The sequence below is a fragment of the Tabrizicola caldifontis genome, from assembly GCF_004762095.1.
GTDB classification, from domain to species: domain Bacteria; phylum Pseudomonadota; class Alphaproteobacteria; order Rhodobacterales; family Rhodobacteraceae; genus Tabrizicola; species Tabrizicola caldifontis.
In genome coordinates, this window is the sequence record NZ_SIJH01000011.1 from 47,596 (window position 1) to 67,264 (window position 19,669).

The 19,669-nt window shown below is 66.3% G+C and carries 19 protein-coding genes, 1 pseudogene and 1 riboswitch; of the genes and pseudogenes, 10 read left to right on the forward strand and 10 right to left on the reverse strand.

Going from position 1 to position 19,669, the window contains the following annotated elements:
- Positions 1 to 44 precede the first annotated feature (44 nt).
- The 8 genes from trxA to EYB42_RS10590 all read left to right on the forward strand — a co-directional run bounded on the left by trxA (position 45) and on the right by EYB42_RS10590 (position 7,987).
- Positions 45 to 371 carry a thioredoxin gene (trxA, locus tag EYB42_RS10555; RefSeq protein ID WP_135450186.1) on the forward strand — a complete coding sequence of 109 codons (327 nt, stop codon included), beginning with the start codon at positions 45 to 47 and terminating at the stop codon, positions 369 to 371.
- A gap of 402 nt (positions 372 to 773) precedes the next feature.
- Positions 774 to 2,915 carry a polyribonucleotide nucleotidyltransferase gene (pnp, locus tag EYB42_RS10560; protein WP_135450077.1) on the forward strand — a complete coding sequence of 714 codons (2,142 nt, stop codon included), beginning with the start codon at positions 774 to 776 and terminating at the stop codon, positions 2,913 to 2,915.
- Between the two features lie 133 nt (positions 2,916 to 3,048).
- Positions 3,049 to 3,636 carry a L,D-transpeptidase gene (locus EYB42_RS10565; RefSeq protein WP_135450078.1) on the forward strand — a complete coding sequence of 196 codons (588 nt, stop codon included), beginning with the start codon at positions 3,049 to 3,051 and terminating at the stop codon, positions 3,634 to 3,636.
- 548 nt (positions 3,637 to 4,184) lie between these two features.
- Positions 4,185 to 4,490, forward strand: a complete 306-nt coding sequence (locus EYB42_RS10570; protein ID WP_135450079.1) for a hypothetical protein — start codon at positions 4,185 to 4,187, stop codon at positions 4,488 to 4,490.
- Positions 4,487 to 5,095, forward strand: coding sequence for a glutathione S-transferase (locus EYB42_RS10575; RefSeq protein ID WP_135450080.1), 609 nt, complete (start codon positions 4,487 to 4,489; stop codon positions 5,093 to 5,095). Before EYB42_RS10570 ends, EYB42_RS10575 begins: the two co-directional genes overlap by 4 nt.
- A 180-nt stretch (positions 5,096 to 5,275) precedes the next feature.
- On the forward strand, positions 5,276 to 5,848 hold the full coding sequence (gene petA / locus EYB42_RS10580) for a ubiquinol-cytochrome c reductase iron-sulfur subunit (protein ID WP_135450081.1): 573 nt from the start codon (positions 5,276 to 5,278) through the stop codon (positions 5,846 to 5,848).
- Between the two features lie 11 nt (positions 5,849 to 5,859).
- Positions 5,860 to 7,182 carry a cytochrome b gene (gene petB / locus EYB42_RS10585; RefSeq protein WP_135450082.1) on the forward strand — a complete coding sequence of 441 codons (1,323 nt, stop codon included), beginning with the start codon at positions 5,860 to 5,862 and terminating at the stop codon, positions 7,180 to 7,182.
- 13 nt (positions 7,183 to 7,195) lie between these two features.
- Positions 7,196 to 7,987 carry a cytochrome c1 gene (locus EYB42_RS10590; RefSeq protein ID WP_135450083.1) on the forward strand — a complete coding sequence of 264 codons (792 nt, stop codon included), beginning with the start codon at positions 7,196 to 7,198 and terminating at the stop codon, positions 7,985 to 7,987.
- Positions 7,988 to 8,065: 78 nt separating this feature from the next.
- Here the strand turns inward: EYB42_RS10590 and EYB42_RS10595 are convergent, their stop codons facing one another.
- The 3 genes from EYB42_RS10595 to thiB form a co-directional block, all read right to left on the reverse strand.
- Positions 8,066 to 8,797, reverse strand: coding sequence for a thiamine ABC transporter ATP-binding protein (locus EYB42_RS10595; protein WP_135450187.1), 732 nt, complete (start codon positions 8,795 to 8,797; stop codon positions 8,066 to 8,068).
- Positions 8,784 to 10,331 (reverse strand): thiamine/thiamine pyrophosphate ABC transporter permease ThiP, encoded by a 1,548-nt coding sequence (locus EYB42_RS10600; protein WP_135450084.1) that lies wholly within the window; start codon positions 10,329 to 10,331, stop codon positions 8,784 to 8,786. The genes EYB42_RS10595 and EYB42_RS10600 overlap by 14 nt, the downstream gene beginning before the upstream one ends.
- A 76-nt stretch (positions 10,332 to 10,407) precedes the next feature.
- Positions 10,408 to 11,391: a thiamine ABC transporter substrate binding subunit gene (thiB, locus tag EYB42_RS10605; RefSeq protein ID WP_135450085.1), complete on the reverse strand. Its 984-nt coding sequence runs from the start codon at positions 11,389 to 11,391 to the stop codon at positions 10,408 to 10,410.
- A 36-nt stretch (positions 11,392 to 11,427) separates the two neighbouring features.
- Positions 11,428 to 11,528: riboswitch (TPP riboswitch) on the reverse strand.
- Positions 11,529 to 11,619: 91 nt separating this feature from the next.
- Here thiB and aroC point away from each other — a divergent pair.
- Entirely contained in the window at positions 11,620 to 12,720 is a 1,101-nt protein-coding gene (gene aroC / locus EYB42_RS10610) for a chorismate synthase (RefSeq protein WP_135450086.1), read from the forward strand.
- Between the two features lie 5 nt (positions 12,721 to 12,725).
- Here aroC and ubiG read toward each other — a convergent pair whose 3' ends face one another.
- Complete coding sequence (gene ubiG, locus EYB42_RS10615) at positions 12,726 to 13,472, reverse strand: bifunctional 2-polyprenyl-6-hydroxyphenol methylase/3-demethylubiquinol 3-O-methyltransferase UbiG (RefSeq protein WP_135450087.1); 747 nt, start codon at positions 13,470 to 13,472, stop codon at positions 12,726 to 12,728.
- Positions 13,473 to 13,544: 72 nt separating this feature from the next.
- Between ubiG and pip the strand changes: the two genes are divergently transcribed.
- Complete coding sequence (pip, locus tag EYB42_RS10620; RefSeq protein ID WP_135450088.1) at positions 13,545 to 14,516, forward strand: prolyl aminopeptidase; 972 nt, start codon at positions 13,545 to 13,547, stop codon at positions 14,514 to 14,516.
- A 36-nt stretch (positions 14,517 to 14,552) separates the two neighbouring features.
- Here the strand turns inward: pip and EYB42_RS10625 are convergent, their stop codons facing one another.
- The 6 genes and pseudogenes from EYB42_RS10625 to EYB42_RS10650 all read right to left on the reverse strand — a co-directional run bounded on the left by EYB42_RS10625 (position 14,553) and on the right by EYB42_RS10650 (position 19,551).
- Complete coding sequence (locus EYB42_RS10625) at positions 14,553 to 15,194, reverse strand: restriction endonuclease (RefSeq protein ID WP_240784100.1); 642 nt, start codon at positions 15,192 to 15,194, stop codon at positions 14,553 to 14,555.
- A 33-nt stretch (positions 15,195 to 15,227) separates the two neighbouring features.
- Positions 15,228 to 15,413: pseudogene (locus EYB42_RS17830) on the reverse strand (winged helix-turn-helix domain-containing protein); the annotation flags it as partial.
- Positions 15,414 to 15,602: 189 nt separating this feature from the next.
- Positions 15,603 to 17,516 carry a 1-deoxy-D-xylulose-5-phosphate synthase gene (gene dxs / locus EYB42_RS10635; RefSeq protein WP_135450090.1) on the reverse strand — a complete coding sequence of 638 codons (1,914 nt, stop codon included), beginning with the start codon at positions 17,514 to 17,516 and terminating at the stop codon, positions 15,603 to 15,605.
- 18 nt (positions 17,517 to 17,534) lie between these two features.
- Positions 17,535 to 18,404 carry a polyprenyl synthetase family protein gene (locus EYB42_RS10640; protein WP_346763307.1) on the reverse strand — a complete coding sequence of 290 codons (870 nt, stop codon included), beginning with the start codon at positions 18,402 to 18,404 and terminating at the stop codon, positions 17,535 to 17,537.
- Positions 18,401 to 18,640, reverse strand: a complete 240-nt coding sequence (locus EYB42_RS10645) for an exodeoxyribonuclease VII small subunit (protein WP_135450091.1) — start codon at positions 18,638 to 18,640, stop codon at positions 18,401 to 18,403. The genes EYB42_RS10640 and EYB42_RS10645 overlap by 4 nt, the downstream gene beginning before the upstream one ends.
- Positions 18,637 to 19,551, reverse strand: a complete 915-nt coding sequence (locus EYB42_RS10650; protein WP_135450092.1) for a histone deacetylase family protein — start codon at positions 19,549 to 19,551, stop codon at positions 18,637 to 18,639. The genes EYB42_RS10645 and EYB42_RS10650 overlap by 4 nt, the downstream gene beginning before the upstream one ends.
- Positions 19,552 to 19,669: the final 118 nt, after the last annotated feature.

A 19,669-nucleotide genomic window follows, 5' to 3' on the forward strand; every position in this document is an offset into this window, starting at 1 on the left:
GTTCTTAGCTTGCCAGACTGACCCTTTCCCGCAGGAGAATGACCATGGGCGCCGCCACTGTCGCCGTTACCGATGCCACCTTCGACGCCGAAGTGCGCCAGTCGCCGATCCCGGTTGTCGTGGATTTCTGGGCTGAATGGTGCGGCCCCTGCCGTCAGATCGGCCCGGCGCTTGAGGAACTGGCCGCCGAATATGCTGGCAAGGTCAAGATCGTGAAGGTCAACGTCGACGAAAATCCCGACAGCCCCGCCGTTCTGGGCGTGCGCGGCATCCCGGCGCTGTTCCTGTTCAAGGATGGCCAGGTCGTGTCTAACAAGGTCGGCGCCGCGCCGAAGGCCGCTCTGGAAAACTGGATCAAGTCGGCGATCTGACGCCTGTCGCGCTGCGGGCGCTGCCCGCGCGACGAAGTCATCGACAAGCTGCCCGGCCTCGTCCCAGCGTGGCCGGGTTTTTCATGCCGACCGGGTTCCCATGGCCTGCCGGCCATTTCCTGCGCTTCCGAAGGCTTGCCCGGGCGCGGTGCAGGTTTTCATCCCCCCGTCACGCATTCGCGCTGGTCCTTCGACAGACTGTCTTCCTGCCGCCTTGCCGGCCTTTCACCCGGTGTCCAAGCTCACGCTTTCCAAATCCAGCGTTTTCCTGTATGGCCCCGCCATCTGAGACGTGAGGCCCGCCCCCGGGGCCCGTGCGAAGGATCAGGGGGGACGGCGGCAATGGGGCCGCCAGATGTACGGGGGTGCCGGCAGGGGCCGGACCTCCAGAGGAAACGATACATGTTCAATGTGACGAAGAAATCGATCCAGTGGGGCAATGAGACGCTCACGCTGGAAACGGGGAAAGTTGCGCGCCAAGCCGACGGGTCGGTAATCGCGACGCTGGGCGAAACCCAGGTCATGGCCAACGTGACCTTCGCCAAGACGGCGAAGGAAGGCCAGGACTTCTTCCCGCTGACGGTTCACTATCAGGAAAAATACTATGCGGCCGGCAAGATCCCCGGTGGCTTCTTCAAGCGCGAGGCGCGCCCTTCGGAGAAGGAGACGCTGGTTTCGCGTCTGATCGACCGGCCGATCCGCCCGCTGTTCGTCGATGGCTTCCGCAACGAAGTGCTGGTCATGGCGACCGTGCTGTCGTGCGACCTGGTGAACGACCCCGACATCGTGGCGATGATCGCGGCCTCGGCTGCGCTGACCGTCTCGGGCGTGCCTTTCCGCGGCCCGATCGGTGCCGCGCGTGTGGGCTATGTCGATGGCAAGTATGTGCTGAACCCCAGCATGGACGACATGACCCAACTGCGGATGAAGCCCGAACAGCGGCTTGATCTTGTCGTCGCCGGCACCAAGGACGCCGTGATGATGGTCGAATCCGAGGCTTACGAGCTGACGGAAGAGGAAATGCTGGGTGCGGTCGTCTTCGGTCACGAACAGATGCAGCCGGTGATCGACCTGATCATCGACTTTGCCGAGGACTGCGCGAAGGAGCCGTTCGACTTTACCCCGCCCGATTTCTCGGCGCTTTATGCCAAGGTGAAAGCCGCCGGCGAAGAGCAGATGCGCGCCGCCTTCGCGATCCGCGACAAGCAGGAACGCACCAAGGCCATCGAGGCCGCCGTCGCCGAGATCACCGCCAGGATGAGCGACGAGGACAAGGCGGACCCGAACCTCTACCCGGCGATCAAGCAGCTGGAATCGGCAGTGCTGCGCGGCGACGTGGTAAAGCACGGCCGCCGGATCGACGGCCGCGACACCAAGACCGTCCGCCCGATCGTCTGCGAAACCGGCGTGCTGCCGCGGGCGCATGGCTCGGCCCTGTTCACCCGGGGTGAAACGCAGGGACTGGTCGTCACCACGCTGGGCACCGGCGAGGACGAGCAGATCATAGACGCGCTGAACGGCAACTACCGGCAGAACTTCCTGCTGCACTACAACTTCCCGCCCTATTCGGTCGGCGAAGTTGGCCGCGTGGGCTCGCCCGGCCGCCGCGAGATCGGCCACGGCAAGCTGGCCTGGCGCGCGCTGCAGGCGGTCCTGCCCGCGCCGACCGACTTCCCCTACACGATCCGCGTGGTCTCCGAGATCACCGAATCGAACGGCTCTTCCTCGATGGCATCGGTCTGCGGCGGGTCGCTGTCGATGATGGACGCGGGCGTGCCGCTGAAGGCGCCCGTCGCGGGTGTGGCCATGGGTCTGGTGCTGGAGGAGGACGGCTCCTGGGCGGTGCTGACCGACATCCTGGGCGACGAGGACCACCTCGGCGACATGGACTTCAAGGTTGCCGGCACGGCGCAGGGCATCACCTCGCTGCAGATGGACATCAAGGTCGCGGGCATCACGCCCGAGATCATGAAGCAGGCGCTTGCCCAGGCCAAGGACGGCCGTCTGCACATCCTGGGCGAGATGGCCAAGGCGATCAGCGCGCCGCAGGGCTTCAGCGCCTACGCGCCCAAGATCGAGACGATGACCATCCCGACCGACAAGATCCGCGAGGTCATCGGCTCGGGCGGCAAGGTGATCCGCGAGATCGTGGAAACCTCGGGCGCCAAGGTGGACATCAACGACGACGGCACGATCAAGATCGCCTCGAACGACCAGGCGGCCATCAAGAAGGCCTATGACATGATCTGGTCGATCGTGGCCGAGCCGGAAGAGGGCCAGATCTACACCGGCAAGGTGGTGAAGCTGGTCGATTTCGGCGCCTTCGTGAACTTCTTCGGCAAGCGCGACGGCCTGGTCCATGTGTCGCAGATCGCCAACAAGCGCCTGAACCATCCGGGCGAAGTGCTGAAGGAAGGCCAGGAGGTCAAGGTCAAGCTTCTGGGCTTCGACGACCGCGGCAAGGTGCGCCTTGGCATGAAGATGGTCGATCAGGAAACCGGCGAGGAAATCGTCGAGAAGAAGGAAGAGGCCGCCGAGGGCTGATCCCCTGCCGCTGGCGCGAACGTGAAGGCCCCGGGGAAGCCCCGGGGCCTTTTTCGTCTTATGTCACAACTTGTTGTAAGGCCTTCGGGCACGGCTTCGGCAAGAATGGCTTAGGCAGGAAAGGACCGACACGATGCACAGGATTGCGTTCGACCGGCGTGGTTTCCTTGGTGCGGCAGTTGCCTCTCTGGTGCCGCTCTGCGCCCGCGCGCGGAGTGCCGAAGGTTGGGTGGTGCCCGAAGAATTCCTGCCCCGCCCGGTGCTTTTTGCCGAGCCGCAGGAGGTGGGGGCGATCATCGTCGACCCGGACTATTTCGCGCTCTACCATGCCACGACTCCGCTGAGCGGCATGCAGTATTCGGTCGGCGTCGGGCGCGGGAACCTGTATCAATCCGGCGTCTTTACGGTCGGTGCGAAACGGGAATGGCCCAGCTGGACCCCGACCAAGGCGATGATCGCCCGCGACCCCGACAGGTATGCGCGTTATGCAAAGGGCATGCCGGGCGGGCCGGACAATCCGCTGGGATCGCGGGCGCTGTATCTGTTCGACGATCAGGGGCGTGACACCTATCTGCGGATTCACGGCACGCCAGAGCCCTGGACGATCGGAACCGCCGTATCGAACGGCTGCGTGCGTCTGGTGAACGACCATATCGAGCAGCTGTACGACGAGGTTGAACTTGGCGCGCCGGTGGTGCTTCTGCCCAGAGAATCCGCATGATCCGCGACGTCGGGGCAGGCAGTTCCCGTGGGCAGATCGGCTGCTGACATTCGATTCAAATGCCGGACGCTCGACCGTTGCGGGGGCGGGGCGATTCGGGGCAGCAAGGATGTCAGGGCAGCGGGCCCGGGATCCTGAACAGATCACGCGCGGTGCTTGGGGTGTGTGCGTGGGGTGGATGAAGGGCCCGACATGGGTGCGGGGCCCTTCATTCCCCTCGATCGCGGAACCGGTGGTCACGCAGGCACAGGGCCGGGGCCCAGGCATGCCGAGGATCAACAGCCCCGAAGGCCGCCTTGCCCCGCATGTCCCTTTCTTCAGGATGGCGACAGGGGCCGATCCGGACCGAATCTGCCAGGCGCCCAGCCGATCGCCAGCGCCGATGAGCCAAGGTCTTGGCGGATTGCGCACCCTGTGCCGGATGGGTCGGCAGAATATTGATCTTTCGCGCTTTTCGTTGCATCCCGCCACTGGCCCGCGCAATGGGTGGCTGTTTACAGGACGGAGCGCCGGTCCTAGACTTCGCTTCCGTTCACGAGGAGGATCCAATGCCTCTGCCGTTTGCCCCGCTTCTGCCGATCGCACTCCGGCTTGGTGCCGTTGCCACGACCACCTGGGCCCTGGCCCGGATCATGCAGGACCGGGTGCATCCCGGGCGCACCGATCAGCGGGCCGAGGACGCGCTTGATGATCTGGACGAGGGGCTGACCCTGCACCGCCCTGCCGACCGAGCGGAAGACCGGCAGACCAATGCAACCGCGCGGCTGCGCCGGGTGATCCGCTTGCGCGGCCAGGTCTGGGAACTTGACGCGGGACTTCTGGCGCGGGTCCGTCTGCGGCAGCGCCCGGAATGAGGCTGTATCACGCCCCCGCTTCGCCCTTCGTGCGCAAGGTCATGGTGCTGCTGCACGAGGCCTGTGCCACCGACCGGGTAGAGATCGTCCCCGTGGCGGGCACGCCGCTTGATCCCGGCACCCTGCCGGTGGACCGCAACCCGCTGGGCAAGATCCCGGCACTGGAACGGCCTGACGGGCCGACGCTCTATGACAGCCGGGTGATCTGCCGCTATCTCGACGACCTGCTGGGTGCCGGTCTCTATCCCGCCGCGCCGCACCTTTGGGACATGCTGGTGCTGGAGGCGACGGCGGACGGGATCGCCGATGCCGCTGTCCTGATGCGCTACGAAGACCACGTCCGGCCGCCCGCCGCCCGTTCGTCCGAATGGGTCGAGGCGCAGTGGGCCAAGGTATCCCGCGCACTTGCGGCGATCGAGGGGCGCTGGCTGAGCCATCTGCGCGGGCCGCTGGACATGGGTCAGATCGGCCTTGGTTGTGCGCTGGGCTATCTGGATTTCCGTCATGCGGGGCGCGACTGGCAGGCCGCGCATCCGGCCCTGGCCGAATGGTGGGGTGCATTTTCCGCACGGCCGTCGATGAAGGCGACCGCCCCGGACATCTGAGACGCCGCGGCTTCCGCGACACAGTGTCCGATCATGCCCGAGAATCGCGCGCTGCGCGGCTTTGTCCGCTGGACGATCCCCGCCGGCTTGGCTAAAAACCCGCGCGTCGGGGCGTGGCTTGGTCACGGCCCTTTGGTCATATGGGCCGGGAACCTCCGGCCCGAAAGGGGAGAACAACACGTGTCCCAGGCAGACGATCACGCAGGCACCGGCGAAGGCACTCGGCGGGATTTCCTGTATTATGCAACGGCAGGTGCCGGTGCGGTGGCCACGGGTGCCGCCGTCTGGCCGCTGATCAACCAGATGAACCCCTCGGCAGACGTGCAGGCGCTGTCGTCGATCTTGGTCGATGTGTCGGGGGTCGAGGTCGGAACTCAGCTTACGGTCAAGTGGCTGGGCAAGCCGGTCTTCATCCGCCGCCGCACGCCGCAAGAGATCGAGGCCGCCCGTGCGACCGCACTGACCGAGCTGCCCGATACCGCTTCGGAGAACGCCAACAAGCCGGGCACCGATGCCTCGGACCAGAACCGCACCCTGGACGAGGCGGGCGAATGGCTGGTGATGATGGGTGTGTGCACCCACCTGGGTTGCGTGCCGCTGGGCGATGGCGCTGGTGAATTCGGCGGCTGGTTCTGCCCCTGCCATGGTTCGCACTACGATACCGCCGGACGCATCCGCAAAGGGCCTGCGCCCAAGAACCTGCCGGTTCCGGTTGCGACCTTCTTCGACGAAACCACCATCAAGCTTGGGTAAGGATCACAGACATGGCCGGAATTCCGCACGACCATTACGAGCCCAAGACCGCCGGTGAGCGCTGGCTGCACAAGCGGCTGCCCATCGTCGGGCTCATGTACGACACCATCATGATCCCCACGCCCAAGAACCTAAACTGGATGTGGATCTGGGGCATCGTCCTGACCTTCTGTCTTGCCCTGCAGATCGTCACCGGGATCATTCTGGTGATGCATTACACGCCGCATGTCGATTACGCCTTTGCGTCGATCGAACACATCATGCGCAACGTGAACGGCGGCTACTTCATCCGCTACCTGCACATGAACGGCGCCTCGCTGTTCTTCTTCGCGGTCTATCTGCACATCTTCCGCGGCCTCTACTACGGCAGCTACAAGGCCCCGCGCGAGGTGACGTGGATCATCGGCATGCTGATCTACCTGCTGATGATGGGCACCGCCTTCATGGGCTATGTGCTGCCCTGGGGTCAGATGTCCTTCTGGGGCGCCACGGTGATCACCGGTCTGTTCGGGGCCATTCCCGGCATCGGCGAGCCGATCCAGACCTGGCTTCTGGGCGGTCCGGCGGTGGACAATGCCACGCTGAACCGCTTCTTCAGCCTGCACTACCTGCTGCCCTTCGTGATCGCGGCCCTGGTCGCGGTGCATATCTGGGCCTTCCACACCACCGGCAACAACAACCCCACGGGTGTCGAGGTCCGTCGTGGCAGCAAGGAAGAGGCCGAGCGCGACACCGTGCCGTTCTGGCCCTACTACGTCATCAAGGATCTGTTCGCGCTGGCGGTGATCCTGGCGGTGTTCTTCGCCATCGTCGGCTTCATGCCGAACTACCTGGGGCACCCCGACAACTACATCGAGGCCAACCCCCTGGCGACGCCCGCGCATATCGTGCCGGAATGGTACTTCCTGCCGTTCTACGCGATCCTGCGCGCCTTCACCGGGGACGTCTGGGTGGTGATCGCCGCCAACTGGCTGAGCTTCGGCATCATCGACGCCAAGTTCTTCGGCGTGCTGGCCATGTTCGGCGCGATCGCGGTCATGGCGCTGGCGCCGTGGCTGGATACCTCGTCGGTGCGCTCGGGCCGCTATCGCCCGATGTTCAAGTGGTGGTTCGCGCTGCTGGTGATCGACTTCATCGTCCTGATGTGGTGCGGCGCGATGCCGGCGGACGAGCCCTATGCCACGATCTCGCTGATCGCCTCGACCTACTGGTTCGCCTACTTCCTGATCATCCTGCCGCTTCTGGGCGTGATCGAGAAGCCGCTGCCGCAGCCGGCGACCATCGAGGAAGACTTCAACGCCCACTACGGCCCCAAGGCCACTCCGGCCGAGTGAGAGGAAACAAATGATGTTCCGCAAGATCGCACTCACCGCCGTCTCGGCGCTGGTTCTCATGGTCGGGGCGGCCCATGCCGCCGGCGAACAGGGCCATGTCGAGGATGTTGCCTTCGCCCACGAAGGCCCGTTCGGCCGCTTCGATCAGTTCCAGCTGCAGCGCGGGCTTCAGGTCTATACCGAGGTCTGCTCTGCCTGCCACGGGCTGAAATACGTGCCGTTCCGCACCCTGTCGGACGAAGGCGGGCCTGGCCTGCCCGAAGATCAGGTTCGCGCCTATGCGGCCCAGTTCACGGTGACCGACAAGGAAACCGGAGAGGACCGTGCCGCGATTCCGACCGACCATTTCCCGGCCTCGGCGCTGGAAAATGCCCCGGACCTGTCGCTGATGGCGAAGGCGCGGGCCGGTTTCCACGGGCCCTATGGCACGGGCCTCAACCAGCTGTTCCGTGGCATGGGCGGGCCGGAATACATCTATTCGATCCTGACCGGCTATACCGGTGAGGAAAAGGAAGAGTTCGGCACGGTCTATTACGAGAACAAGGCCTTCTCCGGCGGCTGGATCGCGATGGCTCCGCCGCTGTCGGACGACCAGGTGACCTATGCCGATGGCCACCCCGCCACGGTGCATCACATGGCCGAGGACGTCGCCTCGTTCCTCTACTGGGCGGCCGAACCCAAGCTGATGGACCGCAAGAATGCCGGTTTTGTCAGCGTGATCTTCCTGATCATCCTGTCCACCCTGCTGTATCTGACGAACAAGCGGTTGTGGGCCGGGGTCAAGGGCAGGAAGCAGGCCGCCTGAACCTGCTGAAGGTCGAAACGGGGAACCCCGCCTGCAGGGCGGGGTTCTTCATTTCGAACTGGCGGAAGGTGCCTTCCCTCATTCCCCGTGCAGCAAAAACGTGCCCGGATCCTGCCGACGCCCCAGATAGGCGGCCACTGCGGCGGGCGGATCGGCCAGCAAGCGGCCGGTATCGACCGGCGGATGGACCGTGCCATCCGCGATGAAGGCCGTCTTGCCGCCCAGTGCCAGCGCATCGGCGGGGTCATGCGTGACCATCAGGACCAGCGCACCGGTCTCGTCTGCGACCTCGCGCACCAGGGCGAGCATTTCTGCCCGCAGCGCCGGGCCAAGCGCCGCGAAGGGTTCGTCCAGCATCAGGATGGGACGTGCACGCAGAAGGGCGCGGGCCAGCGCCGCCCGGCTGGCCTGCCCGCCCGAAAGTTGTGCCGGGCGGCGTGGCCCAAGGCCGGACAGGCCCGTGCGTTCCAGCGCCCTGTCGATCCGGCTGCGGTCCGCATCGGTCAGCCTGAGATCGGGGCGCAGGCCCAACCCCAGATTCTGTGCCACTGTCAGGTGGGGGAACAGGTTCTGGTCCTGAAAAAGGATCGTCGTCGGGCGATCGCCTGGTGCGACGCCCGCAAGATCCTGCCCGTTCCACAGGATCCGCCCCGCGCTGGGTGCCAGGAAGCCAGCGATTGCGGCCAGCAGCGTGGATTTCCCAGCCCCCGAAGGCCCCATGACGGCGATCCTGGCCCCGGCCGGGGCGGACCAGTCTGCCAAAAGGCGGAAGTCACCCTGCGTCAGGATAAGGCGATCAAGGTGCAGCACGGCGGCCTCCGGCATCGAATGCCCAGAACAGGGCGAATGACAGGACGACAAGGATCAGCGAGGCGGATGCCGCTGCTTCGATCCTGTAGGCGCCGGTCAGCTGCTGCACCACGAGCGGCAGTGTGGCCTGCCTTTCCCCCGCGAACAGCGTGATCACGCCCAGGTCGCCCATCGAAAGGGCGGCTGCGATGCCCGCGCCGAACCCCAGGGGCCGTGCAAGGCGCGGCAGGATCAGCCAGCGCAGGCGAGGCCAGCCGTGCAAGCCCAGGCTGTCGGCAAGCCGTCCGTAGTCGGCGGCCAACGCCCGCGCCTCGGGTAGAAGGATTCGGTAAAGGAAGGGCACCGTCAGCGCGACATTGACCAGAACCGTCACCGGAAGGGCGACCTGCATCGGCGACACGAAGGGCCGCACGATCAGGAACAGCCCTGTGCCGAGGACCAGGCCAGAGGTCGCCAGCGGCAGGGTTGCCGCTGCCTCGACCAGCGGCGCAGGGCGGCGCGCCGCGGAAAGGGCCAGCGTCAGCGCGGTGGCCGTCGTGACAAGGGCCGAGACCAGCGCAACCGCAATCGACCGCCCCGCAGCTGGCAGGACGGCAGAGGGCAGATCGGTCAGCCCCGGAAGCCCCCGCAGGGCCACCGCGACAAGGGACGCCACGAGAAACAGGGTGGCCAGCACCAGAACCGCGGCATCCAGCCCCCGTCGCCAGCCACGGGGTGCCTCCAGCGCCGCCTGCCGGTCAAGCCCGGTACCGAAGCCCGCCGGCGCGGCCACCAGAAAGGCCAGACCCGTTGCCAGCGCGCAGATCAAGACCTGCACGCCCGCCAGCCCCGCCGCGCGGGCCAGATCGAAATCGAAGCGCACCGCCTGATAGATCGCCAGCTCGATGGTGGTGGCGCGCGGGCCGCCGCCCAGGATCAGCACCACGGCAAAGCTGGTCAGGCAGATCACCAGGATCACCAGCGCCACGCCCGGCAGCACCTCGCGCAGCATCGGCACCTCCAGATGGCGGAAGGTCTGTGCCGGCCCGAAACCCAGCGATTGTGCCAGGCGGATGCGTTCTGCCGGAATCGACAGCCAGCCCTGCAGGATCATCCGGGTGGCGAGGGGAAGGTTCAGGAAGACATGGGCCAGAAGCACGCCGTGCAGCCCGTAGATCGACACCGGCGGCAGGCCAACGGATTGCAGGCCCATGTTCAGCATGCCCGCCCCTCCGAAAACGGCCAGGAGACCCAGCGCCGCCACCACCGCCGGCAACAGGAAGGGTGCACCCATCAGGGTGATCATCAGCCCGCGCCCCGGAAAGCGACGGCGGGCCAGCGCCCGGGCGACCGGGACGGCCAGAACAGTGGACAGCAGCGCCGAAAGCACGGCCTGAAGCACGGTGAAGCGGATCGCTGCCCAGTCCGCAGGGCCAAGCCCCATCCCGGACCCGCGGACTGCTACGGTGGCAAGGGGGGCAAGGACCAGCAGAAGCAGCCCGAGCGCCAGCCCTGCCGGCAGCAGCGTCACGGTCCACCTGCCCGCAGCAGTCATGCCGCAGGCCCCCCGCCCCTTTCCGCTCCCCACGAGGAGGAGGGAAGGCGCCCGGCCTTCCCCAACGGGCGCAAGGTCATTTCGCCAGCGCCGCAAGCCATTCCGCCAGCGCCGCATCGCGTGTGGACTGTGCCTCGTCGGCGGGCAGAAGCAGCGATTTCGCCGGGCGGAAGCGGTCGAAGCCTTCGGGAAGCCCGCCGGCAGGTGTTACGGCGGGATACATCCAGTTGGTCTGCGGAATCGCGGCCTGGAAGCCCTCGGTCAGCATGAAGGCAAGGAAGCGGTCGGCCAGGTCGGGCTGGTCGGTCGCGGCCAGTTTCCCGGCGACCTCGATCTGCATGTAATGCCCCTCGTCGAACAGCGCGGCGGCCTTGGTGTCGTCGCCTTCCGCGATCAGGTGGTAGGCCGGGCTGGTGGTATAGGAAAGGACCATGTCGGCCTCGCCTTCCAGGAACAGGCCATAGGCTTCCGACCAGCCGGGGGTGACGGTGACGATGTTGTCGGCCATCGCCTGCCAGATCTCTTGCGCGCGGTCGCCGTGGGCAGCCTTGACCCACATCAGCAGGCCGAGGCCGGGGGTCGATGACCGCGGGTCCTGGATCACGATCTTCAGGTCGGATGCGGCCAGAGCGTCGAAGCTGTCGGGGGGGGCGGGCAGCTTCGCGCGGTCGTGGACGAAGGCGAACCAGCCCCAGTCGTAGGGAAGGAAGAGCGGGTCGGCAAAGGGCACCGGCAGGTCGGTGGCCGGGGTCAGCCCATGCGGCGCGAAAAGGCCCGTTGCCGCAGCCGCGGCCGTCAGGCTGGTGTCGAGACCCAGCACGACATCGGCATCCGAGGCCGCCCCTTCCAGTTGCACCCGCGCAAGCAGCGCCGCGCCGTCGCCGGCGGGAACAAGGCGCAGGTCGCAGGCGCATTCGGCCTCGAACGCCTGTTCGATCGCTGGGCCGGGGCCCCATTCCGAGGTAAAGCTGTCGTAGGTGAGGACAGTCAGGACAGGCCTTTCCGCCAGCGCCGGAAAGGCGATGGTGACAAGGCCCGCAGCAAGGAGTTCGGTTTTCATCGGCTTCTCCATGTTGCGACGGAACGGTCGGGGATGGAGAAATCCATTCACCTTCCCTCCGCCGGTATGATCCGGTTCAGGTTCGACGGGTTCGCCTGCGCGTCTCAGCCCGTTGTCGGGCACCCCGAGGTAAGGCAGAGGATAGGCGAACCGGCAGCGGGTGCAAGGGGGCTTTATCCCCTGCGGGCCATGGCTTAAGGGGGAAGGGGTCTTGCAGGATGCCCCGACATGAGCCTGAACACCTTCGGACATCTTTTCCGCGTTACGACCTGGGGCGAAAGCCACGGGCCTGCCATCGGCTGCACGGTGGACGGCTGCCCCCCGGGCATCGCCCTGTCCGAGGCGGACATCCAGCCGTGGCTGGACCGGCGCAAGCCCGGCACCTCGAAGTTCACCACCCAGCGCAAGGAACCCGACGAGGTGCGCATCCTGTCGGGCGTGTTCGAGGGGCGGACCACCGGCACCCCGATCCAGCTGATGATCGAGAACACCGACCAGCGGTCGAAGGACTATGGCGAGATCGCGCAGAGCTTCCGCCCCGGTCACGCCGACATCACCTATCACCAGAAATACGGCATCCGGGACTATCGCGGCGGCGGGCGGTCCAGTGCGCGCGAGACCGCCAGCCGCGTGGCGGCGGGAGGCGTGGCGCGGGCGGTGCTGGCGGCGCTGGTGCCGGGGCTGCGGATCACCGGCTACATGGTGCAGATGGGCACGAAGACCATCGACCGCAGCCGGTTCGATGCCGCCGAGATCGAGCGCAACCCGTTCTGGGTGCCCGATGCCGTGGCTGCCGCCGAATGGGCCGAATATCTGGACGGGCTGCGCCTGTCGCACAACTCGGTCGGCGCGGTGATCGAGGTGGTGGCCGAAGGCGTGCCGCCGGGTCTGGGCGCGCCGCTTTATGGCAAGCTCGACAGCGACCTGGCGGCGGCGATGATGTCGATCAATGCGGTCAAGGGGGTAGAGATCGGCGAGGGCATGGCGGCCGCCGCCCTGACCGGGGTCGAGAACGCCGACGAGATCCGCATGGGGCCGGACGGCCCGGAATTCCTGTCGAACCATGCGGGCGGGATCCTGGGCGGCATCTCGACCGGCCAGCCGGTCGTCTGCCGGTTCGCGGTCAAGCCCACCTCTTCGATCCTGACCCCGCGCCGGACCATCACCGAGACCGGGTCAGAGACCGACCTGATCACCAAGGGCCGTCACGACCCCTGCGTGGGCATCCGCGCCGTGCCGGTGGGCGAGGCGATGATGGCCTGCGTGCTTCTGGACCACCTGCTGCTGGACCGGGGCCAGACCGGCGGGGTGCGCGGCCGGATCGGCTGACCGGCCTACCGCCCGCCAGGCTTGACCGAGGCGGTGACGTAGTTGCAGCTCAGGTCGCGGTCTGAAAGGTTCCAGCGCCAAGCCACCGGATTGAAGACCATCCCCTTTCGGTCGACCGGATCCAGCCCCGCCTTGCGGATCAGATCGTACAGTTCGTCGGGCGTGATGAACTTCCTCCAGTCATGCGTGCCCTTGGGCAGCCAGCGCATCACCCATTCGGCGCCGACGATGGCCATGACAAAGCTTTTCGGGTTGCGGTTCAGGGTGGAACAGATCATCAGCCCGCCGGGCTTCAGAAGCTGCTGGCAGGCCGTCAGATAAGACAGGGGGTCGGCCACATGCTCGACCACCTCCATGTTCAGCACCACGTCGAACCGTTCGCCTGCGGCTGCCAGATCCTCGGCCGTGGTATGGCGATAGTCGATCGTCAGGCCCGACTGTTCGGCGTGAAGCCGGGCTACCGGGATGTTCCGCGCCGCTGCATCCGCGCCCACCACCTCGGCCCCCAGCCGCGCCATGGGCTCTGACAGAAGCCCGCCGCCGCAGCCGATGTCCAGCAGCCGCAGGCCTGTGAATGGAAGCGACTGCGACAGGTCGCGCCCGAACTCTGCGGCGATCTGCGCGGTGATGTAGTCCAGCCGGCAGGGGTTCAGCATGTGCAGCGGCTTGAACTTGCCGTTCGGATCCCACCATTCGGCTGCCATCGCCTCGAACTTGGCCACTTCGCCCGGATCGACCGTCGTCACCGTCATTGCCGCCTCTGCGCCATTACCCAACCGATTGCCCTTCGACTCTGGGCCGTCATGGGGCTATATAGGTCATCAATGGATCAGAGATCAGGTCAAAAGCGCGCAGTCGAATTCCTCTATCCGCCGATCGACCCCTTCGATCAGCGGATGCTGGATGTTGGCGACGGTCACCGGATCTATGTCGAACAATGCGGCAGGCCGGACGGGATTCCGGTCATCGTGTTCCACGGCGGTCCGGGCGGGGGATGTTCGCCCGCCATGCGGCGTTATTTCGATCCCACCTTCTTCCGGGTCATCCTGTTCGACCAGCGCGGCTGCGGCCGGTCGCGGCCTCATGCCAGCGTGATCGCCAATACCACCTGGCATCTGATCGAGGATGTCGAAACCATCCGTCAGACCCTGGGTATCGACCGCGCCATTGCCTTTGGCGGCAGCTGGGGGGCAACGCTGGCGCTGATCTATGCGTTGACCCACCCCGATCGGGTCGCGCATCTTGTCCTGCGCGGTGTCTTCCTGATGACCCGGGCAGAGCTGAAATGGTTCTACGGCGGGGGGGCAGGGGCCTTCTTCCCGGAAATCTGGGGCCGCTTCGTCGCCGCCATTCCGCCGGCCGAGCGCGACAACCTGATCGCTGCCTATAATCGCCGCCTCTTTTCCGGCAACCTGATGGAGGAAACGCGCTTCGGCCGAATCTGGGCGAACTGGGAAAACGCGCTGGCCTCGATCCAGAATGACGGGCCGATGGGCGAAAGCCCGTCCGACTATGCCCGCGCCTTCGCGAGGCTGGAGAACCACTATTTCCACAACGGCGGCTTCCTGCAATGCGACGGCTGGATCCTGCGCGAACGCCGGCGGATCGAGCATATCCCCGCCACGATCATCCAGGGCCGCTACGACATGATCTGCCCGCCGGTTTCGGCGTGGCAACTGGCCGACGGCTGGGCGAGATGTGATCTGCGCATGATCCCGATGGCCGGCCACGCGCTGTCCGAACCTGGAATCAGCGAAGCGCTGGTCCGGGTGATGGACGGGTTGCGGCGTCGGTAGGCCTGTGACGGGATGCGGTGTTTTCCTGCGGGCGGGTCAGCCCTCGGGTTCGGCGAAGTAATCCTCGTCAATGCTGCGGATGACATAGGACACCCGGTCCCTGACCCCGACACCATGCCGGATCATCAGCCGCGCAAGGTCGTCCCCACCTATCAGCACCACGCGATGCTGGACCTTGGCAAGATAACCCCGCGCGTCGGCAGAAAAATCCGAGGTAGTCACAAACACCCCCTTCGTCGCGCCTTCGCCAGTCAAGCTGCCGATGAACTGCTGGATGGCGGGTCGGCCAACCTTGGTCTCTGCCTGGTAACGCTTGGCCTGAATATAGACTGCATCCAGCCCAAGCGCGTCTTCATGGATGATCCCGTCGATTCCGTTGTCGCCACTGGTCGGCGTCATTTCGTGCTTGCCGAAAATCCCTGCCCCGTAACCCATGGCTTTCAGAAGGTCTAGGATCAGGCGTTCGAAACGCAACGGATGCATCGTGTAAAGCCGTTGCAGAAGGTCGTCGACAAGGGCAGCTTCCATTTCGCGGTGGGCACGGTCGATGACCTCCTCGGGGGTTTCCGAGGCCGATGCAACTGCGCCACCCTCTTGAAGGGCCGATCTTCCGTGCTGCCTGTCACGTTCGCTGTCACGCCAGGCGACATATGCGGGGAACTGCTCAAGGAACTTCATGTCGATGCGGGTCACACCGCTGGCGAGGACCCTTCTTCCGTCCTCGGTAATTTCATGGCGATTACGGCTGGGAGACCTCAGCAATACCGCCTTGGACAAATAGGTCCGTGCCCAGTGCGCGCGGCTTTGCAGCACGGTTATCCTTCCGCTGGGCAGCATCTGCGCTGCCTCGGCGTCCGTGATGTCGAACTCTGCACGAAGGGCAGGAAGGACATCTGAAACGCTTTGAGCCCCATTGGCGAAGCGCGGAGCACCGGCAGCATGGCAGTCTGGAAATCAGGAATCGGCATTTCTGTCCCGCTCGGCAGGTTTCTTGCAACGTACACGATCTTTCAGGGTTGGCCCTGTCGAAGCAACCTCCTTCGAAGTAACCAATCCCTGCGCTTCTGGCCTGAACCGGGGAGCGCCTCAGGCCCGCTTGCCGACGACCGCGACACCCAGGGCTTCGAGTACCTTTGTCTCGATATGGGCGGCATCCAGACCGGCGATGCGATACATCGCTTCGGGGCTGGCCTGATCGATGAAGATGTCGGGCAGGACCAGGCTGCGGAACTTCAGCCCCCTGTCGAAGATGCCCGCCTCGGCCAGTGCCTGCGCCACATGGCTGCCGAAGCCGCCGATGGCGCCCTCTTCCACCGTGATCAGCGCCTCATGCTCGCGCGCCAGCCGCAGCACAAGGTCGAGGTCCAGGGGCTTGGCGAAGCGCGCATCCGCCACCGTCACCGACACCCCGCGCGCCGCCAGGGCCTCTGCCGCCTTCAGGCTCTCCGACAGGCGCGTCCCAAAGGACAGGATCGCCACCCGCGTCCCCTCGCGCAGCACACGGCCCCTGCCGATCTCCAGCGTCACGCCGCGCGCGGGCAGGTCCACCCCCACGCCTTCGCCCCGCGGATAGCGGAAGGCGATGGGCCCGGCGTCATGCGCCGCAGCGGTGGCGACCATGTGCACCAGTTCGGCCTCGTCGGCGGCCGCCATCACCACCATGCCCGGCAGGTTCGCAAGGAAAGCCACGTCGAAGGCCCCCGCATGGGTGGCCCCGTCCGCCCCCACCAGCCCCGCCCGGTCGATGGCAAAGCGCACCGGCAGCCGCTGGATCGCCACATCGTGCACGACCTGATCGTATCCGCGTTGCAGGAAGGTCGAATAGATCGCGCAGAAGGGTTTCATACCCCCCGCCGCCAGCCCTGCACTGAAGGTCACGGCATGCTGTTCGGCGATCCCCACGTCGAAGCACCGCCGCGGAAAGCGCGCGGCGAAGAGGTCCAGCCCCGTCCCGTCCGGCATGGCCGCCGTGACGGCCACGATCTTCTCGTCCCGCTCCGCCTCGGCCACCAGGCTTTGCGCAAAGACCTTGGTATAGCTGGGGGCATTCGAGGCCGCCTTGACCTGTACCCCGGTCAGCACGTCGAACTTGCCCGTCGCGTGCCCCTTGTCCCGCGCAGCCTCGGCCGGGGCATAGCCCTTGCCCTTCTTCGTCAGCACATGCAGCAGCACCGGCCCCGTGGCCCGCGCCTTCAGCGTCCGCAGCACCGGCAGAAGCTGGTCCAGGTCATGCCCGTCGATCGGCCCGACATACTCGAACCCCAAGGACTCAAACAGCGTTCCGCCCACGGCCATGCCCTTCAGCATGTCCTTGGCCCGCTTCGCGCCTTCCTGAAAGGGCGAGGGCAGCAGCCCCACGATTCCCTTCGCCACCTGCTTCAGGTCCTGCATCGGCGCGGTGGCGTACAGCCCGCTGAGATAGGCCGACAGCGCCCCCACGGGTGGGGCGATCGACATTTCGTTGTCGTTCAGGATCACGAACAGCCGCTTGCCCAGATGGCCCGCGTTGTTCATCGCCTCGAAGGCCATGCCCGCGCTCATCGCGCCGTCGCCGATCACGGCGATCGCGTCGCCGGGATCGCCGCCGAGATCGGCAGCCATGGCAAACCCCAGCGCCGCGCTGATCGAGGTCGAACTGTGCGCCGCCCCGAATGGGTCATAGGGCGACTCGCTGCGCTTGGTGAAACCGGACAGCCCGCCCTCCTGCCGCAGGGTGCGGATCCGGTCGCGCCGACCGGTCAGGATCTTGTGCGGATAGCACTGATGCCCGACATCCCAGATCAGCTTGTCACGCGGCGTGTCGAAGACGGCATGCAACGCCACCGTAAGCTCTACCACACCCAGCCCGGCGCCCAGATGGCCCCCCGTGACGCTGACGGCGGAAATCGTTTCGGCCCGCAGCTCGTCAGCAAGTTGCCGCAGCTCGCGGTCGGACAGCGCCTTCAGGTCCGATGGCAGCCTCACCCGGTCCAGAAGCGGGGTCTTGGGTCGGTCGGTCATGTGCCCTCCAAGGGCCGTTCAGGTGTCGCGCGCAATAACGAAGCGCGCGGCTGCGATCAAGTTGGCCGCGCGGTCGCCATAGGGGGCAAGGGCCGCCTCGGCCTCGGCCACCAGCGCCGCGGCCCGGGCCTGCGCCCCCTCCAGTCCCAGAAGCGAGACGAAGGTGGCCTTGCCTGCCGCTGCGTCCTTGTGCAACCGCTTGCCGGCCCTGGCTTCGTCACCGGTCACATCAAGGATGTCGTCGGCGATCTGGAAGGCCAGCCCCAGTGCAGCGGCATAACGGCGCAGCGGGGCGCGGTCGGCGCCGGCGATGACCGCGCCCGCCTCGGCTGAAAAGCCGATCAGCGCGCCGGTCTTGCCCGCCTGCATGGCGGTGATCTCTTCCAGCGTCAGCGGCCGCCCTGCGGTTTCGGCCGCGATGTCCAGCGCCTGCCCCAGCACCATGCCGTCGATGCCCGAGGCCCGCGCCAGTCCCGAGACCAGTTCCATCCGCACCTCGGCCGACCCCAGCACCGGGTCGCACAGCAGTTCGAAAGCCAGCGTCTGCAAGGCATCGCCTGCCAGCACTGCCGTTGCCTCGTCCCATCTGCGGTGCACGGTCGGCTGGCCGCGCCGCAGGTCGTCGTCATCCATGCAGGGCAGGTCGTCATGCACCAGGCTGTAGGCATGCAGCGCCTCGATCGCCGCCGCCGCGCTGATCGCCCGTGCCTCGGGCAGGCCATGCAGCCGCGCCCCTTCCAGCACCAGAAAGCCGCGCAGCCGCTTGCCGCCCCGCACGGCATAGCGCATCGCATCGGTCACCGGCTGATCCGCGCGCCGTGCAAGGGCGGCCATCAGCCGTGCCTCGATCAGTGCGGCGTCGGCGGCCAGACGGTCGGGAAAGGTCACATCCCCTCCGCCGGGGTGGTGCCGACGGCGCGGCCTTCCTGCGCCCGGATCAGTTCGACCTTCTCCTCGGCCTCGGCCAGCTTCTTGGCGCAATGCGCCTTCAGGGCTGCCCCGCGTTCATACAGCGCGATCGACTGTTCCAGCGGCACCTCGCCGCGTTCCAGGGCCCCCACCACCTGTTCCAGCGCGGCCATCGCCTCTTCGAAGGTCATCGCGTCGATCGGTTTGTCGGTCATCGGCCCCGTTCCTCCAGCACTGCGACATGCGCGGCCACCGAGGCCGCCAGCGCATCCAGATCATAGCCGCCCTCCAGTGTCGAGACCACCCGCCCCCCGGCGAAATCGCACAGACGGTCGGTCAGCCAGCGGAAATCCTCGGCCTGCCATTCCAGCCCGGCCAGGGGGTCGTCGGCGTGGGCGTCGAAGCCGGCCGAGATCAGCAACAGTTCGGGTTTCCACGCGGACAGGGCCGGGAAGACCACCTGTTCATAGACCTCGCGCATCGCGGCCCCGCCCGTACCTTCGCGCAGGGGCAGGTTCAGCACCTGCCCGTGCGCGCCCCGTTCTTCGGGCCGCCCGGTCCCCGGATAAAGCGGCATCTGGTGGGAACTGACGAACAGACACCGCCCCTCGTCCCACAGAAGATCCTGTGTCCCGTTGCCGTGGTGCACGTCGAAATCCACGATGGCGACCCGGGAAAGGCCGTGATGATCCAGCGCCCGCTTCGCCCCGATGGCCGCCGTACCGAACAGGCAGAAGCCCATGGCCGTTTCACGTTCGGCATGATGGCCGGGGGGGCGCCCGGCCACGAAGGCCGTCTTGGACTGGCCCGCCAGCACTGCATCCACCGCGGCGCAGATTCCGCCTATCGCTCGCATCGCCGCCTGAAAGGATCCCGGCGATAGGAAGGTATCGCCGTCAAGCTGGGTCCAGCCCGCTTTCGGAACAGCCGCCTGCACACGTGCCAGATAGCGGGCGGGATGGCAGCGCAGCACGTCGGAGGCATCGGCAACCGGGCAGGGCCATCGTTCGACCGCCAGCCCGGCAAGGCCACGCTCTACCGCCGCCAGGCGATCGACGCGTTCCGGATGGCCTGGGGGTGTCATGTGGGCCTGACAGTCGGGATGCGAATAGATGCGGCAGGTCATGGGTGTCCTTTCTCTGGCAGCATGGCAGTCTTTCGCATGCCGGGCCGCATTTTCGGGAAATTTTCGTGATTTGACACATGTCAACGACTCGTGCGGAAAATTGCGTAACACATTCGCA